The organism is Paraburkholderia kirstenboschensis, assembly GCF_032806925.1.
In the GTDB taxonomy this organism is placed as follows: Bacteria; Pseudomonadota; Gammaproteobacteria; order Burkholderiales; family Burkholderiaceae; genus Paraburkholderia; species Paraburkholderia kirstenboschensis.
Genome location: NZ_CP136513.1, coordinates 2,989,054 through 3,003,218 on the forward strand (window position 1 = coordinate 2,989,054; position 14,165 = coordinate 3,003,218).

Annotated in this window: 12 protein-coding genes; 6 read left to right on the top strand and 6 right to left on the bottom strand. The window is 62.9% G+C overall.

Annotated elements, in window-relative coordinates:
- Window positions 1–48: 48 nt before the first annotated feature.
- Window positions 49–1,071, bottom strand: coding sequence for a bile acid:sodium symporter family protein (locus tag RW095_RS36030; RefSeq protein WP_317020509.1), 1,023 nt, complete (start codon window positions 1,069–1,071; stop codon window positions 49–51).
- A gap of 572 nt (window positions 1,072–1,643) precedes the next feature.
- Between RW095_RS36030 and RW095_RS36035 the strand changes: the two genes are divergently transcribed.
- The 4 genes from RW095_RS36035 (at window position 1,644) to icmF (ending at window position 8,448) form a co-directional block, all read left to right on the top strand.
- Window positions 1,644–2,099 carry a hypothetical protein gene (locus RW095_RS36035; protein WP_317020510.1) on the top strand — a complete coding sequence of 152 codons (456 nt, stop codon included), beginning with the start codon at window positions 1,644–1,646 and terminating at the stop codon, window positions 2,097–2,099.
- A 567-nt stretch (window positions 2,100–2,666) separates the two neighbouring features.
- Window positions 2,667–3,752, top strand: a complete 1,086-nt coding sequence (locus RW095_RS36040) for a porin (RefSeq protein ID WP_317020511.1) — start codon at window positions 2,667–2,669, stop codon at window positions 3,750–3,752.
- 200 nt (window positions 3,753–3,952) lie between these two features.
- Complete coding sequence (locus tag RW095_RS36045) at window positions 3,953–4,888, top strand: LysR family transcriptional regulator (RefSeq protein ID WP_317020512.1); 936 nt, start codon at window positions 3,953–3,955, stop codon at window positions 4,886–4,888.
- A gap of 122 nt (window positions 4,889–5,010) precedes the next feature.
- On the top strand, window positions 5,011–8,448 hold the full coding sequence (gene icmF / locus RW095_RS36050) for a fused isobutyryl-CoA mutase/GTPase IcmF (protein ID WP_317020513.1): 3,438 nt from the start codon (window positions 5,011–5,013) through the stop codon (window positions 8,446–8,448).
- 77 nt (window positions 8,449–8,525) lie between these two features.
- Here the strand turns inward: icmF and RW095_RS36055 are convergent, their stop codons facing one another.
- The gene (locus RW095_RS36055) at window positions 8,526–9,485 is read right to left on the bottom strand and encodes an NAD(P)H-dependent flavin oxidoreductase (RefSeq protein WP_317020514.1); all 960 of its coding nucleotides are present in this window, start codon (window positions 9,483–9,485) and stop codon (window positions 8,526–8,528) included.
- A 289-nt stretch (window positions 9,486–9,774) separates the two neighbouring features.
- Here RW095_RS36055 and RW095_RS36060 point away from each other — a divergent pair, with 289 nt between their 5' ends.
- Window positions 9,775–10,665: an alpha/beta fold hydrolase gene (locus tag RW095_RS36060; RefSeq protein ID WP_317020515.1), complete on the top strand. Its 891-nt coding sequence runs from the start codon at window positions 9,775–9,777 to the stop codon at window positions 10,663–10,665.
- 10 nt (window positions 10,666–10,675) lie between these two features.
- Here RW095_RS36060 and RW095_RS36065 read toward each other — a convergent pair whose 3' ends face one another.
- Window positions 10,676–11,146 carry an Lrp/AsnC family transcriptional regulator gene (locus RW095_RS36065; RefSeq protein ID WP_317020516.1) on the bottom strand — a complete coding sequence of 157 codons (471 nt, stop codon included), beginning with the start codon at window positions 11,144–11,146 and terminating at the stop codon, window positions 10,676–10,678.
- Between the two features lie 113 nt (window positions 11,147–11,259).
- Between RW095_RS36065 and RW095_RS36070 the strand changes: the two genes are divergently transcribed.
- Window positions 11,260–12,159: a DMT family transporter gene (locus RW095_RS36070; RefSeq protein WP_317020517.1), complete on the top strand. Its 900-nt coding sequence runs from the start codon at window positions 11,260–11,262 to the stop codon at window positions 12,157–12,159.
- A gap of 387 nt (window positions 12,160–12,546) precedes the next feature.
- Here the strand turns inward: RW095_RS36070 and RW095_RS36075 are convergent, their stop codons facing one another.
- The 3 genes from RW095_RS36075 to RW095_RS36085 are packed head-to-tail and all read right to left on the bottom strand — an operon-like array spanning window position 12,547 to window position 14,161.
- On the bottom strand, window positions 12,547–13,467 hold the full coding sequence (locus RW095_RS36075) for an MBL fold metallo-hydrolase (protein WP_317020518.1): 921 nt from the start codon (window positions 13,465–13,467) through the stop codon (window positions 12,547–12,549).
- The gene (locus RW095_RS36080; RefSeq protein ID WP_317020519.1) at window positions 13,464–13,937 is read right to left on the bottom strand and encodes a MaoC family dehydratase; all 474 of its coding nucleotides are present in this window, start codon (window positions 13,935–13,937) and stop codon (window positions 13,464–13,466) included. Before RW095_RS36080 ends, RW095_RS36075 begins: the two co-directional genes overlap by 4 nt.
- Entirely contained in the window at window positions 13,934–14,161 is a 228-nt protein-coding gene (locus RW095_RS36085; protein WP_317020520.1) for a DUF1289 domain-containing protein, read from the bottom strand. Before RW095_RS36085 ends, RW095_RS36080 begins: the two co-directional genes overlap by 4 nt.
- Window positions 14,162–14,165 lie beyond the last annotated feature (4 nt).

Consider the following 14,165-nt stretch of genomic DNA (forward strand, 5'->3'; position numbering starts at 1 on the left):
CGCTCAGGGAGGGCGCTTATGAATGTCCTATTTGCATTGCGCGCGTATTCAACGGCGGGCGACGGCGGCGGCAGCCCGCTCGCGCGAGGCGCGGCTTTCCGCGCTGGGGTCGCGAGCGCCCCAGCGCTGCGCGAGCGCGGCGCAGACCATCAACTGGATCTGGTGGAACAGCATCAACGGGAGAACGACCGCGCCGACCGCCTGCGAGGCAAAGATGACCTTGGCCATGGGCACGCCGGCGGCAAGACTTTTCTTCGAGCCGCAGAAGATGATGGTGATCTGGTCCGCGCGACTGAAGCCGAGCCGCTTGCTCACGAAAATCGTGATGCCCAGAGCGAGCGCGAGCAGCACCACGCTGATGAGCAGCACGCCGCCCAAAGCGGAGAGCGGGATCTGATGCCAAAGGCCTTCGGTCACGGACTCGCTGAACGCGCCATACACGACCAGCAGAATGGAACCTTGATCGACGAACTTCAGCACGCCGCGATGCCGCTCGATCCACTTGCCGATCAGCGGGCGCAGCAGTTGCCCCGCCACGAATGGCACCAGCAACTGCAGCACGATATTGCCCACGGTGTGCCAAGGGGAGCTTCCGCCCGCCGCTTGATTCGTGACGAGGACGCTGACGAGTGCGGGCGTGATGAAGATGCCGAGCAGGCTCGAGGCCGACGCGCTGCAAACCGCGGCCGGAACGTTGCCTTTGGCGATGGACGTGAAGGCGATAGAGGACTGAACCGTCGACGGCAACGTGCAGAGGAAGAGGATCCCGGCGTAGAGCGCAGGCGTGACAAGTGGCGAAAGGAGCGGTTTAAGCGCGAGGCCGAGCAGAGGAAACAGTGCGAACGTGCTGAGCAGTACGACCACATGCAGACGCCAATGCGTCGCGCCCGCAACAATCGCTTCCCGCGAAAGCTTCGCGCCGTGTAGGAAGAACAGCAGGCCGACCGCGACGTTCGTCACCCAGTCGAACCCCGCGGCGGCCCGGCCGTGAACCGGCAGCAGGCTGGCGAGTATCACCGTGCCAATCAGGCACAGGGTGAAGTTGTCGGGAAGCAGTTTCGGGCGGGCCATTGTCAGATTCTCGAAATCGGTGATGCGGGACTACACGCAAGGCGCGTGCGCGGAGCGCCCGGCGATAGTGCTATGGAAAACCCTATTGTCCGTCTAAAGCTATTAAAACGACAAATTCATTTGCCGAATTGATTAATGACTAGCATGCATTCGAGCAGCAATCGACGACTCGGCTATGGTGTCACCGCGTATGCGCACGGGTCCGACCGCCGATCCATTCCGCGGGTGCGCTTGGCTGACCGACTAATCGTCGGGTAAAAAGGGCGCGTCGGTTGGTGCAATTTACGCCTTTCGCGAACGCGTCTAACCCTTGATGCACTGCCGGTTCTCAGGCGGGTTTAGCAAGGGTTGTGGCGTAGAAAAACGTCGCAGTAACAACGTGTTACAACAGCGGGCGAGGCCTAACACTTTTTGGCTCGACACCCTCTTCCCGCGACCATAAATTACCGATCAAAGGCCGTCGGGATGCTCTGCGCTGCGACCTGTTCGCAGCGCCAGCGCCAGTCCCTCAACAAGTCCATCGCAGCTCGAACGGTGGGCTTCAGGCAAGTCTTCGGGCAAGTGAGTCACTGGTGGACGGGTTGTCGAGAACGAAGCACCTGGTGTGGGGCGCGGTAATCGTCGCGCTGTGCTCGTTCGCCTACGCAAAAGGTCCGGGCATGCCGCACGGCGGCGCGAGCTTTGGTGCGGACAGCTACGGTCACGGCAATTACGTCAACCGCGACGTCGGCCGCAACGTCGAGCGCAACCTCGATCCCTCTGGCGCTTCAAGTCCAGGCATGCATCGCGTCGCCGGACCAGGTGCTTATCCTGGCGATGGCCGCGGCGGCATACCGTACGTCGGCGTCATTCAACCCGTTAGCGCCGAGACGCGCCCCGGACAGCGCCCGCAATCCAATGCACCGGTTCGCTCGGGGTCGATCCGGGCCGACGTCGCGCGCTATAACGAAGAACGCGGTTCACTGCGCGCCGTCCAGCGCCAGGGCGACGACAGCCGCCCGCCCGAAAGTTCTCCCTATCGAAATTAAGCCGGCACGGGCCGCGTTTTAATCAATCCTCCAGCCGGATAGGCGACGCCGCGGTTTGCGTCGCGTTCATTGCCTTGGCAACGCTCGATGTTCCAGGCTCCGCTCCCTTGCACGCCTTTCAATCGGCTTGGTGCGCGCATTACGCTTTAACTCACCTCCAAACCTCGCGCGCATCTGACGTTTCGACGCCACACTTTTTTGAAAACACTCGGCAGCAGGCCGCCTCCCGTCGTCAAATTTGGGCGGTTATGCGGCGGCGCGTCATCAGCATGTCATTTGAAGCGTTATCGAACGCGTTACGCATAGCGCGCGCTGCTTCGCGCAAGCGGCGGTGTGTGCCGCGGTGCCACGAACATGCGCACACGAAGGTCTGTAGCAGGCCGATAAGCGACAAAACTAATCAGACCGATATACCGGCAATAACCAGCGATATTTTTGTTCATAAAAATGGTCCGCAAAGATGGTCCCGCCCAGATTGGCTCGACGATCGAGCGGACAACAACAATGGTTCGCGCGAGCTTGCCCTTTCGCACAGCCACACCCCTTTTGACAAAGACTGGAGAATCCATGAAAACAGGCATCAGCCGTGCGCTGAAGACCACCCTCAAGGCAACCGCGTGTGCCGCTTTGCTGGCCAGTGCATCGTCTGCTTTTGCGCAATCGAGCGTGCAACTCTACGGTCAGGTGGACGAATGGGTCGGCGCGCAGAAATTTCCCGGCGGCAAGACGGCGGTCCAGGTGTCCGGCGGCGGAATGTCGACGTCGTACTGGGGCTTGAAAGGGGCTGAAGATCTGGGCAACGGCTACAAGGCGATCTTTACACTGGAAGGCTTCTTCCGCGCGCAGAACGGCCAGTACGGCCGCTTCGCCGGCGACACGACGTTTTCGCGTAACGCGTACGTCGGTATCGAATCGCCGTACGGCACGGTTACGGCCGGCCGGTTGACCACCGAACTGTTCGTGTCGACGATCCTGTTCAACCCGTTCATCGACTCGTACGTCTTTTCGCCGATGGTCTACCACGTGTATCTCGGGCTGGGCACATTCCCGACTTACTCGACCGATCAAGGCGTGACGGGCGACTCGGGCTGGAACAACGCGGTTCAATATCAGTCGCCGAACTTCAACGGCCTGTCGGCGAGTGCAATGTATGCGCTGGGCAACACGACGCAGAATGGCGCAAAGAAGTGGAGCGGCCAGGTGCTGTATTTCCACGGCCCGTTCGCCGCGACCGCGGTCTATCAGTACGTGAACTTCAACAACACGCCGGGCGATCTGGGCAGTTTCGATTCCTCGGGTGTGCCGGGCCTGAAGGCGCAGAGCGTCGCGCAAGTCGGCGTCTCCTATGACCTCAAGTATGTGAAGCTGTTCGGCCAGTACATGTACACGCACAACGACCAGACGCTGACGAGCTGGCACGTGAACACCGCGCAAGGCGGCGTAACGGTGCCGGCGGGCCCGGGCACGGTGATGGCGTCGTACGCTTATTCGCGCGACGGCGGCGGCTTCGACCAGACGCGCCAGACCGCGGCGATCGGCTACGACTACCCGCTGTCCAAGCGCACGGACGTGTACGCGGCTTATCTGTACGACCACATCAGCAGCCAGTCGAGCGGCAATACGTACGGCGTTGGTTTGCGCGCGAAGTTCTAGGCGACACTGCGCAGTTGAACTGACCGGCGCGCGGCAACTGCCGCGAGCCGGGCCGCATGCTCACCAACCTCCAAAGCCCGCTTCCTCACGGAACGCGGGCTTTGGTCTTTTCTGACGCGATCCGCCATAGTCGTTTCGCCATCTGCTCTTGATAAACCGGGCAAAATAACGCCGATCAATTCCTATAGCGAGCGATTTGGATGGACACCCTCGTCAGCATGAAAGTGTTCCGGCAAGTGGTCGAGGTGGGCAGCTTCGTGGGCGCGGCTGAACGGATGGAGATGTCCGCGGCGATGGCGAGCAAGCACGTGATGCATCTCGAACAGCAGCTCGGCGCGCGCCTGTTGAACCGCACCACGCGCCGCGTCGCGCCGACCGAGGCGGGCCGCGAATACTACGAGCGCTTGAGTCAGGTGCTCACCGAACTCGAGGAGGCGGAGCAGGTCGTCGGTGCGGCGAGCGTCGTGCCTCAAGGGCGCTTGCGGGTGTCGTCGCTGTCGGCATTCGGACTGAGTCACGTGATGGCCGCGGTCGCCGACTACGCCGCGCAGTATCCGCAGGTCACCGTCGACATCACGTTGTCGGACCGCGTGGTCGAGCTGATCGACGAAGGCTTCGACGTCGCGATCCGCGCTTCGCCGAGCGGCCTCAAGTCGTCGTCGCTGATCGCGCGGCAGATCGCGATGGCGCATCTGCTGCTGTGCGCGTCGCCGGAGTATCTGCGCCGGCGCGGCACGCCGAAGACGGCCGCCGATCTCGCGCGTCACAACTTTCTGCAATACACGGGCGTGTCGGCACTCGACATCCTGCAAGCCACCGGCGAAGCCGCGCGCGTACGCCTGTCCGGCAATCTGATCGTCAATCATCTCGAAGCGCAACGCGTGATGGTGCTGCAAGGTGCGGGCATAGCGCTCCTCGGCACCGAAGTGATCGGCGCCGATCTGACCGAGGGGCGCCTCGTGCCTGTGCTCTTCGATGAAGTGCCGCCTCGCGAGCTGCCGATCCATGTGGTGTACGCGAGCCGGCGCCATTTGTCGGCGAAGGTGCGCTCGTTCGTGGACTTCCTCGCCGACCGGTTCGCGAACGAGTCGCTGTGGCCGTCGCTCGAACAGATCAAGGCGCTGGCCGTGAGATAGCGCCCGGCACAGCGCGTTGGCTAGCGCGCCAGGCCACAAACCGCCGAAGCCGCGCCCACCCGTTTCGTTATACTGGTTGCCAGCACCCACACACGCAAACAGCGTAACGATCTGGGGGAGACATGACCGATCTGTCCACGCCGCAGCGCGCCGCCAGCCACGAGCTGCCCGCCGGCCGGCGCTTGCGCTTCGTCACCGCCGCAGCCCTGTTCGACGGCCACGATGCGTCGATCAACATCATGCGCCGCATCCTGCAAGCGAGCGGCGTCGAAGTCATCCATCTAGGCCACAACCGTTCCGTCGATGAAGTCGCGACCGCCGCGCTGCAGGAAGACGCGGACGGCGTCGCGGTGTCGAGCTACCAGGGCGGCCATAACGAATACTTCCGCTACCTGGTCGATCTGCTGCGAGCGCGAGGCGGTGAGCGCATCAAGGTGTTCGGCGGCGGCGGCGGGGTGATCGTATCCGAAGAAATCGTCGCGCTGGAAAGCTACGGAGTCGAAAAGATCTATTCGCCGCACGACGGCCAGCGGCTCGGCCTGCAAGGAATGATCGACGACATGATCGCGCGCTGCGCAGCAGCGGCCCGAGAGGGCGTCACAGCGCGGACCGGCGCAGTCGGCGAATGGCTCGCCGACCTGATCGGTCAACCTCTGTCGCACTTGCGTTCGAGCGCACAGGTAAGCCAAGGCGCGGGCATCGGCGATAGAGACGACGGTTCCCAAAACGTTCCGGGCGAGACGAGCAGCGTTAATCCGCGCGACGCAAGCTCGCTCGTGTTCCGTCGGCTCGCTCGACTGATCAGCGCCTTCGAGGCGGGCGGCGTCGCGTCGTCGAAGCGTGCCGAGCTCTCCGCCCTTACTCAGGCAATGCAAGTCCCCGTGCTCGGCATTACCGGCACAGGCGGTGCGGGCAAATCGTCGCTCACCGACGAACTGATCCGCCGCTTCCGGCTCGATTACGGCGACACGCTGACCATCGCCGTGCTCGCCATCGACCCGTCGCGCCGCAAGTCCGGCGGCGCGCTGCTCGGCGACCGCATCCGCATGAACGCGATTGGCGACTGGGGCGGCGGTGCGCGCGTCTATATGCGCTCGATGGCGACGCGCGAGGCGTCGAGCGAAATCTCCGACGCGCTGCCCGACGCGCTGATGCTGTGCAAGGCGGCCGGCTTCGACCTGATCGTCGTCGAGACCTCAGGGATCGGTCAGGGCGACGCGGCCATCGTGCCGTTCGTCGACGAATCGCTATATGTGATGACACCCGAGTTCGGCGCGGCCAGCCAGTTGGAGAAGATCGACATGCTCGACTTCGCCGACGCGGTCGCAATCAACAAGTTCGATCGCAAGGGCGCGCCAGATGCGTTGCGCGATGTCGCGAAACAGGTGCAGCGTAACCGCGCCGACTTCGCGAAATCGCCCGAGGCGATGCCGGTGTTCGGCACGATCGCTTCGCACTTCAATGACGACGGCGTGACCGCGCTTTACCAATACATCGCCGAAGCGCTGCGAAAGCACGGCCTGCGCTCAGGAGGCGGCCGTTTGTCCGTGCCCGCCGGCGTGCGCTTTTCGAGCGGCCGTCATGCGATCGTGCCGCCCGCGCGGGTGCGCTATCTCGCGGAAATCGCGCAGACCATCCACGCTTATCGCGAGCGGGCTGATCAGCAAGCGGGTGTTGCGCGCGAGCGCTGGCAACTCGTCGAAGCGCGCCGGATGCTCGCGCAAGCGAGCGCGGACGCGTACGATGCGCAATCCTCGCTCGACGCGCTCATCGAGCAACGCACCACGGCACTCGGCGAGCGCGAGCGCAAACTGCTCGACGCGTGGCCCCAAACCGTCGCCGCCTATTCGGGCGATGACCATGTGGTCCGCATTCGTGACCGGGAGATACGCACCGCGCTCACGGCCACGACCTTATCGGGCACGCAACTGCGCAAAGTCGCGCTGCCGAAATTCGTCGACCACGGCGAGATTCTGCGCTGGCTGATGCTCGACAATCTGCCGGGCTACTTTCCGTTCACCGCAGGCGTCTTCCCGTTCCGTCGCGAGAACGAAGACCCGACTCGAATGTTCGCCGGAGAAGGCGATCCGTCGCGCACCAACCGGCGTTTCAAACTGCTGTCGGAGGGCATGCCGGCCAAGCGTCTTTCGACCGCATTCGACTCGGTCACGCTATACGGCGAAGAGCCGCATGAGCGCCCGGACATCTACGGCAAGGTGGGCAACTCGGGGGTATCGGTCGCGACGCTCGACGACATGCATGCGCTCTACGACGGCTTCGATCTGTGCGCGCCGCAGACGTCGGTGTCCATGACGATCAACGGCCCCGCGCCGACCATCCTCGCAATGTTCTTCAACGTAGCGATCGATCAGCAGATCGCGCGCAAGGCGCAGCAACTGGGCCGTGCGCTAAGCGAGGACGAGCTCGCCGAGACGCGCCGCACAGCGCTGGAGAATGTACGAGGCACAGTGCAGGCCGACATTCTGAAAGAAGACCAAGGTCAGAACACCTGTATTTTTTCGACCGAATTCAGCCTGAAAGTGATGGGCGATATTCAGGCGTACTTTGTCGAACACGGCGTGCGTAACTTCTATTCGGTCTCCATCTCCGGCTATCACATTGCCGAGGCTGGCGCGAATCCGATCTCGCAACTCGCCTACACGCTCGCGAACGGCTTCACGTATGTCGAGGCGTATCTGGCGCGCGGCATGTCGATTGACGACTTCGCGCCGAATCTGTCGTTCTTCTTTTCCAACGGAATGGACCCGGAATACACGGTGCTCGGCCGCGTTGCTCGGCGCGTGTGGGCAATCGCAATGCGCGAGCGTTACGGCGCGAACGAACGCAGCCAGAAGCTCAAGTATCACGTGCAGACCTCGGGCCGTAGCCTGCATGCGCAGGAGATCGACTTCAACGATATCCGCACCACGCTGCAAGCGCTAATCGCGATCTACGACAACTGCAACTCGCTGCACACGAATGCGTTCGACGAAGCGATCACGACACCCACCGAGGAGTCGGTGCGACGCGCAGTGGCGATTCAGTTGATCATCAACCGCGAATGGGGGCTTGCGAAGAATCAGAATCCGAATCAGGGCAGCTTCGTCATCGAGGAACTGACCGACCTCGTCGAAGAAGCGGTACTCGCCGAATTCGACCGGCTGACCGAGCGCGGCGGCGTGCTCGGCGCAATGGAGACGGGTTATCAGCGCGGCCGCATTCAGGATGAGTCGATGCTGTACGAGCATCGCAAGCATGACGGCTCGTATCCGATTGTCGGCGTGAACACGTTCGTGAGCGCGAAGCCGCATCAAGCGCCGACGCCAATCGCGCTCGCCCGCTCCACCGAAGAAGAGAAGCAAAGCCAGTTGAAACGTCTGCGCGATTTCCAGGCGCGGCATTGCGACGCCGCGCCCGTCGCGCTCGAGCGTCTGCAACGCGCGGTGATCGACGACGAAAACGTCTTTGCGGTGCTGATGGATGTGGTGCGCGTCTGTTCGCTTGGGCAAATCACGCACGCGCTGTTCGAAGTGGGCGGGCAGTATCGTCGGAATATGTAGCGAGCGGGGCGAGTCGAAGGCGCGCCGCCGCGACCGTCAGCGAGCGACGGCAGCAACCCGCGCAACCCTCGGCAATGTCAACGCCCGATACCGAGTCGCGCCTTTGCGTCGTTGTATTCCTTCGACAGACGCTCGACCAGTTCGCTCACGCTCGGCACGTCGTCCATCAGGCCGACGCCCTGGCCTGCGCCCCAGATGTCTTTCCACCCCTTCGCCTTTTCGTTCGCGAAGTTCATCTTGGTTTTGTCCGATTCGGGCAGCGCCTCCGGATCGAGCCCGGCGTTGACGATGCTCTCGCGAATGTAATTGCCGTGCACACCCGTGAACAGGTTCGTGTAGATGATGTCCGACGCGGTGGAATTGACGATAGCCTGTTTGTAGCTGTCCACCGCATGCGCTTCTCTTGTCGCGATGAAGCGCGTTCCCATGTACGCAAGGTCGGCGCCCATGGCTTGCGCGGCGAGAATCGAGCCGCCGTTCGCAATCGATCCGGACAGCACGATCGGGCCGTCGAAAATGCGCCGCACTTCGCCGACCAGCGCGAACGGTGAAGTCGTGCCCGCATGGCCGCCCGCGCCCGACGCAACCAGAATCAGACCGTCGACGCCCGCTTCCAGCGCCTTCTGCGCGTGCCGCAGATTGATCACGTCATGCAGCACGATTCCGCCGTAGCTATGCACTGCATCGACGATCTCGCGCGCCGGCGCGCGCAGGCTCGTAATGAAGATCGGCACCTTGTGCTCGACGCACACCCGCACATCATGTTCGAGCCGCGTATTCGATTGATGGACGATCTGGTTGACGGCAATCGGTCCGATCACCGAGCCGGGATTCGCCGCCTTATGTTCGGCGAGTTGCGCCTGCAGTTGCGTGAGCCATTCGTCGAGCAGTTCGGCGGGGCGCGCATTCAACGCGGGGAACGAACCGACGATGCCGGCCTTGCACTGCGCCAGCACGAGCTCGGGATAGCTGACAATGAACATCGGCGAGGCGACGACAGGCAACGCCAGATTTTGTAGAACGGCGGGCAATGCCATAGTGCAAGTCTCCTGATTAACCGACCGGTGCGCAAAGCGCCCGGCTATTGATGAGTGTAGCGGCATGCGGCTTGCACTGTGGCGAAGCTAACAGCCCGCGCATATGGCCGCTCGAAATTTTAAGAACGATCGTTCGATTATAGGCCAAGCGCACGCTTCGCGTTCGCCGGTTCGTTTTGAACGGTTGGAATGAGTGTTCGGGTTCTACGCTTGCGTGGGTTGTCCCACCCGGTGCGGACACATTGGGCTTCTACAATGCACTGACTTCTAACGACGAGAGACGCCGGCCATGGCCTTCGAGAATTTCACGCCCTTTCGCGTCGCCGCGGGCGATGCAGATATCTTCGGAGTGAAGGGCGGAGCGGGGCCGCCGCTTCTCCTGTTGCACGGCCATCCGCAATCGCATCTGATCTGGGCGCGCTGCGCGGATCAACTGGCTCAGCACTTCACGGTCATTGCCACCGATCTTCGCGGCTATGGCGCATCGGGAAAGCCGCAGAGCGACGCCGCGCATGCGCCGTATTCGAAACGCACCATGGCCGCCGATCAGGTCGCAGTGATGCGGCACTTCGGGTTCGAGCGCTTTCTCGTCTGCGCGCATGACCGCGGCGCCCGCGTCGCGCATCGCATGGCGCTCGATCATGCGGACGCCGTCGAACGTCTGATGCTGCTCGACATTGCGCCGACACTAGCCATGTACGAAGCCACCGACCGCACCTTCGCCACGCATTACTTCCACTGGTTCTTCCTGATTCAGCCGCAGCCGTTGCCCGAAACGCTGATCGGCGCGAACCCGGCCGCTTATGTCGATGCAGTCATGGGAGGCCGTCACTCGGGTCTCGCGCCGTTCGACCCGGCCGCGCTCGACGCTTACCGCTCGGCGCTCGCGCAACCCGGTGCGGTGCATGCAATGTGCGAGGACTACCGCGCGTCGGCGAGTATCGACATCGAGCACGACCGCGCGGACATCGAGCGCGGGCAGAAGATTGCCTGCCCATTGCGCGTGTTGTGGGGCGACAAGGGCGTGATCGAAAAGTGCTTCAACGCGCTGGACGAATGGCGTCATGTGGCGCGCGACGTGAGCGGCCGTTCGCTGTCTTGCGGCCACTACATACCCGAAGAGGCGCCTGACGAACTGATCGCCGAAATGCTGTCCTTCTTCGAAGCGCTCGAAAAGTAGGGTTGCTCGCTTAACCAAGTGGCGGCAGGCGCCGCGCGATGGGCGTTGATTTGACGATCGCGGTGCTGGTCTCCGCTCGCTCGGCTACCTTCGACAGAATCTCGTCGAGCTGCTCGATCGAATGCAGATAGAGGCGGCAGATGAAGCAATCGTCGCCCGTCACTTTGTCGCATTCCACAAACTCCGGAATTCGCCGGATCACTTCTTCCACCAGATGCAACTGGCCGGGCAAAGGCTTCACGCGCACGATGGCTTGCAGCGTAAAGCCTAACGCGCGCGGGTCGAGCTGCACGGTGAAGCGCTCGATCACGCCTTGCGTTTCCAGGCGTCGAATGCGCTCGGCCGTGCTGGGCGCCGATAGTCCTACGAGGCGAGCAAGTTCGCTGACCGGCCGGCGCGCGTCTTCGGCGAGCGCGGCGAGGAGCGCGCGGTCGGTTTCGTCGAGCGTGGCAGGTGCGGGCTGCGCGAGGCGTTTTGTCATGACGGCCTTCGATTATTAGGTTTGATCGCAGTATCGCTTAAGTTTAGCCATGTATTCGCGAGAGCGGATTATCTACACTGCTTGTCAGGCAGAATTCAATCGAGGATCGGATCATGGCTTCAAACGAAATCCGGCGCGGTGCGGCGGAGATGAGCATCGCAATGCTGATGTCGGGCACTATCGGCTGGCTGGTGGTGTCGTCGCAGCAGAGTCCGTTCAATGTGGTGTTTTTCCGTTGCATTTTCGGCGGCGCAACGCTCGCGCTGGTGTGCGCCGTGCTCGGTCTCTTCAGGCGCAAGCTGTTCTCGTGGAAGATGCTTGGGCTCGCGTTGCTCGGCGGCGCGGCGATCGTCGCGAACTGGGTGCTGCTGTTCGCCGCCTATTCGCGCGCGTCGATCTCGATGGCGACGGCCGTCTACAACACGCAGCCTTTCATGCTGGTGGCGCTCGGCGCGCTGGTGTTTCGCGAGCGCATCAGCGCGTCGACGGTGGCGTGGCTGCTGATCGCATTAGTCGGGCTCGTGTTTGTCGTCAAGGTCGAACCGGCGGTACTGGCGGTGCCGGGGCAATATCTCGTGGGTATCGCCTACGCGGTGGGCGCGGCTGCGATGTACGCGGTCTCCTCGATCATCACGAAGCGCCTGAAGGGCACGCCGCCGCATCTGATTGCGCTGATCCAGGTGTTGCTCGGCGTGGTCATGCTGGCGCCGCTCGTGCGTTTCGACGCGCTGCCCGCCACCGGTGCGCAATGGATCGAGTTGATCGTGCTGGGCGTCGTGAACACGGGCCTCATGTACGTGTTGCTGTACGGTGCTATCCAGAAGCTGCCGACCTCCATGACCGGCGCGCTGTCATTGATTTATCCGGTGGTGGCGATCATCGTCGACCGTGTTGCGTTTGGCCAGGCGCTCGCGTGGATTCAGGTGCTGGGCGCGGTGCTGATCCTCGTTGCGGCTGCCGGCGTCAATCTCGGTTGGCGGATCGTGCCGCAAAGGCGCGTGCCGTCCGTCTGAGCGCCGCGCATCCGGTCAACGCGGCGAGTCGCAATGCTATGGATTGCAAAGCATATGCGCGAACGTTTGTTCATATCAGCGGACCAATCGTTCGTAAGGCTCGTCGCGGCTCGCATCTGCTTCAGGCCGCATGCGGGTTAACAGCCGCCGTCAAGCATCTGTAGGGAAATCACTGATGCGGTCAAAAATCGCGCACGCGTATCATTCGACCAGACGCTGATCACGTCCGACAGAATTTCCGCCGCTCGCCTTTACAGGTCGAGCGGCTTTCTTTTTGTGGCGGCGTTTTCCTGGCTGGCCGGGGCCGGCGCTCTTGCCAACGCGCATGTGCCGGCGGCGAGTGCCCGGACACTCAATCGCTTCAAGCAATGTAGGCGCTCACGCCCGCTATGCCGCGCGCGCGACGATCTGCTCACCTTCCACCGTGAGCGGTCCGTTTCCCGCAGCCAGTTCATCCACAATCGTTTTGACGAGTGCGGGCCATTCGCCACGCGGCTTCAGCATCGAAGCGGCCGCACGCATCACCGCCGCGTCGTGGAGCATTTGCAGCAGCGTCGCAAAACTCATCGCGCGGACGTCGAGCAGCTTGAAGACGATCAGCACCTTCAGCGCGTTCCTGGCATTGCGTGCCGGGTCGGCGCGCAACCACGCCACGCGGGAAAAAGCCCGTTCCAGCGCCTGTCCGACGTTCGTGAACGGCGCGCCATGGCCGGGAATCACAAGGCGCACGTCGAGCGCGGCAATGGCTTCCAGCACCGCCTGCTCCTCCGCGAAGCCGCTTTCGCCTTCGAGCTCCGGAAAGATCACGCCGAAGCCGTTCTCCCACAGCGCGTCGGCGCTAATCAGTACGCGTTCGTCCGCGCAGTACAGCATCAGCGAATGCGGATCGTGACCGGGTGCGCCGAGCACCTGCCAGTCGAGTGTGCCGAGCCGCAGCGTCCCGCCCGGCTCGATTGTGCCTGTGAAGCCGAAGCGCTCGCAGCTCTGCCCGGTCGCGCGGAAGCTCAGACGCGCCTCGTCCCAGTCGCGCACGGCGCCCGCTTCGGAGGCGGGGATCAGCGTGCGGCACGGCCACGTCGATTGCAGCAGCGCATTGCCGCCGCAATGGTCTGAATGCAGATGCGTGTTGACGATCAGATCGAGCGGCCGCTCGCCGAGCGCCTGCTGGACGAGGGCCAAGGTTTGGTGCGCGTGCGTCGCGTAACCCGTGTCCACGATGGCGGCGCAGTCGTCGTCGACGAGCAGCACGTTGTTCGACGAAAGCCAGCCGCGCTCGAAGACGCGGATCGATGCAGGCAATGCGTTCATAGCGTGCCCACGCCCGACCCGGCTCCTGCGGAAGCCTCGGCTTTCGGCATCACGAGAATGGTCGACGTGCCGACCACTGCAACTTCACCACGCTGATTCTTGACCGAGCCCTCCAGGTGCGTGAGATCGCCGTTCAGGCTCGGCTTCCAGTAAGCGTCGCGCACGCGCCAGGTCATGGTGAGCGTGTCGCCTGCATGCGCGGCCTTTTTCAGCTTGATATCGAACTCGAGTCCGAGCGGCTGCGCGTAGGTCGAAAAATGCGTCGCGAGCAGCGCCATGAAGTGCGCGGTGGGCTGTGTGCCCGACGCAATGAGACCGCCGAAGCGGCTTTGCGCCGCATAGGTTTCGTCGTGATGCAGCGGGTTCATATCGTTGACGAGCGTTGCGAACGACTTCACCGAATCCGTCGACAACGTGAGCCTCGAGCTGAAAGTCTCACCGATGGTGACAATGCGTGGCGGCGCGTTCATGGCTGCACCTTTGCCTGGCTTGCGATCAACCGGGCGCGGCGGGCTTCCAGTTCGTCCCACACGGCGCGCTTCTCGTGGTCGTCGTAGATCGACCAGCCGGCGATTTCGTCAATGGTGCGCAGGCACCCTTCGCACCAGCCGGTCGACGCATCCATCCGGCACACGTTGATGCACGGCGACGGCACGCCGCCGGCCTGTGTTGCTTTGTCGATTACCGCTGTCATCGCG

Excerpts from the sequence above, each read along its gene's own strand:
- RW095_RS36030 (WP_317020509.1), bottom strand. The coding sequence starts at position 1,071 with ATGGCCCGCCCGAAACTGCTTCCCGACAACTTCACCCTGTGCCTGATT.
- RW095_RS36040 (WP_317020511.1), top strand. The coding sequence starts at position 2,667 with ATGAAAACAGGCATCAGCCGTGCGCTGAAGACCACCCTCAAGGCAACC.
- RW095_RS36045 (WP_317020512.1), top strand. The coding sequence starts at position 3,953 with ATGGACACCCTCGTCAGCATGAAAGTGTTCCGGCAAGTGGTCGAGGTG.
- icmF (WP_317020513.1), top strand. The coding sequence starts at position 5,011 with ATGACCGATCTGTCCACGCCGCAGCGCGCCGCCAGCCACGAGCTGCCC.
- RW095_RS36055 (WP_317020514.1), bottom strand. The coding sequence starts at position 9,485 with ATGGCATTGCCCGCCGTTCTACAAAATCTGGCGTTGCCTGTCGTCGCC.
- RW095_RS36060 (WP_317020515.1), top strand. The coding sequence starts at position 9,775 with ATGGCCTTCGAGAATTTCACGCCCTTTCGCGTCGCCGCGGGCGATGCA.
- RW095_RS36065 (WP_317020516.1), bottom strand. The coding sequence starts at position 11,146 with ATGACAAAACGCCTCGCGCAGCCCGCACCTGCCACGCTCGACGAAACC.
- RW095_RS36070 (WP_317020517.1), top strand. The coding sequence starts at position 11,260 with ATGGCTTCAAACGAAATCCGGCGCGGTGCGGCGGAGATGAGCATCGCA.
- RW095_RS36075 (WP_317020518.1), bottom strand. The coding sequence starts at position 13,467 with ATGAACGCATTGCCTGCATCGATCCGCGTCTTCGAGCGCGGCTGGCTT.
- RW095_RS36080 (WP_317020519.1), bottom strand. The coding sequence starts at position 13,937 with ATGAACGCGCCGCCACGCATTGTCACCATCGGTGAGACTTTCAGCTCG.
- RW095_RS36085 (WP_317020520.1), bottom strand. The coding sequence starts at position 14,161 with ATGACAGCGGTAATCGACAAAGCAACACAGGCCGGCGGCGTGCCGTCG.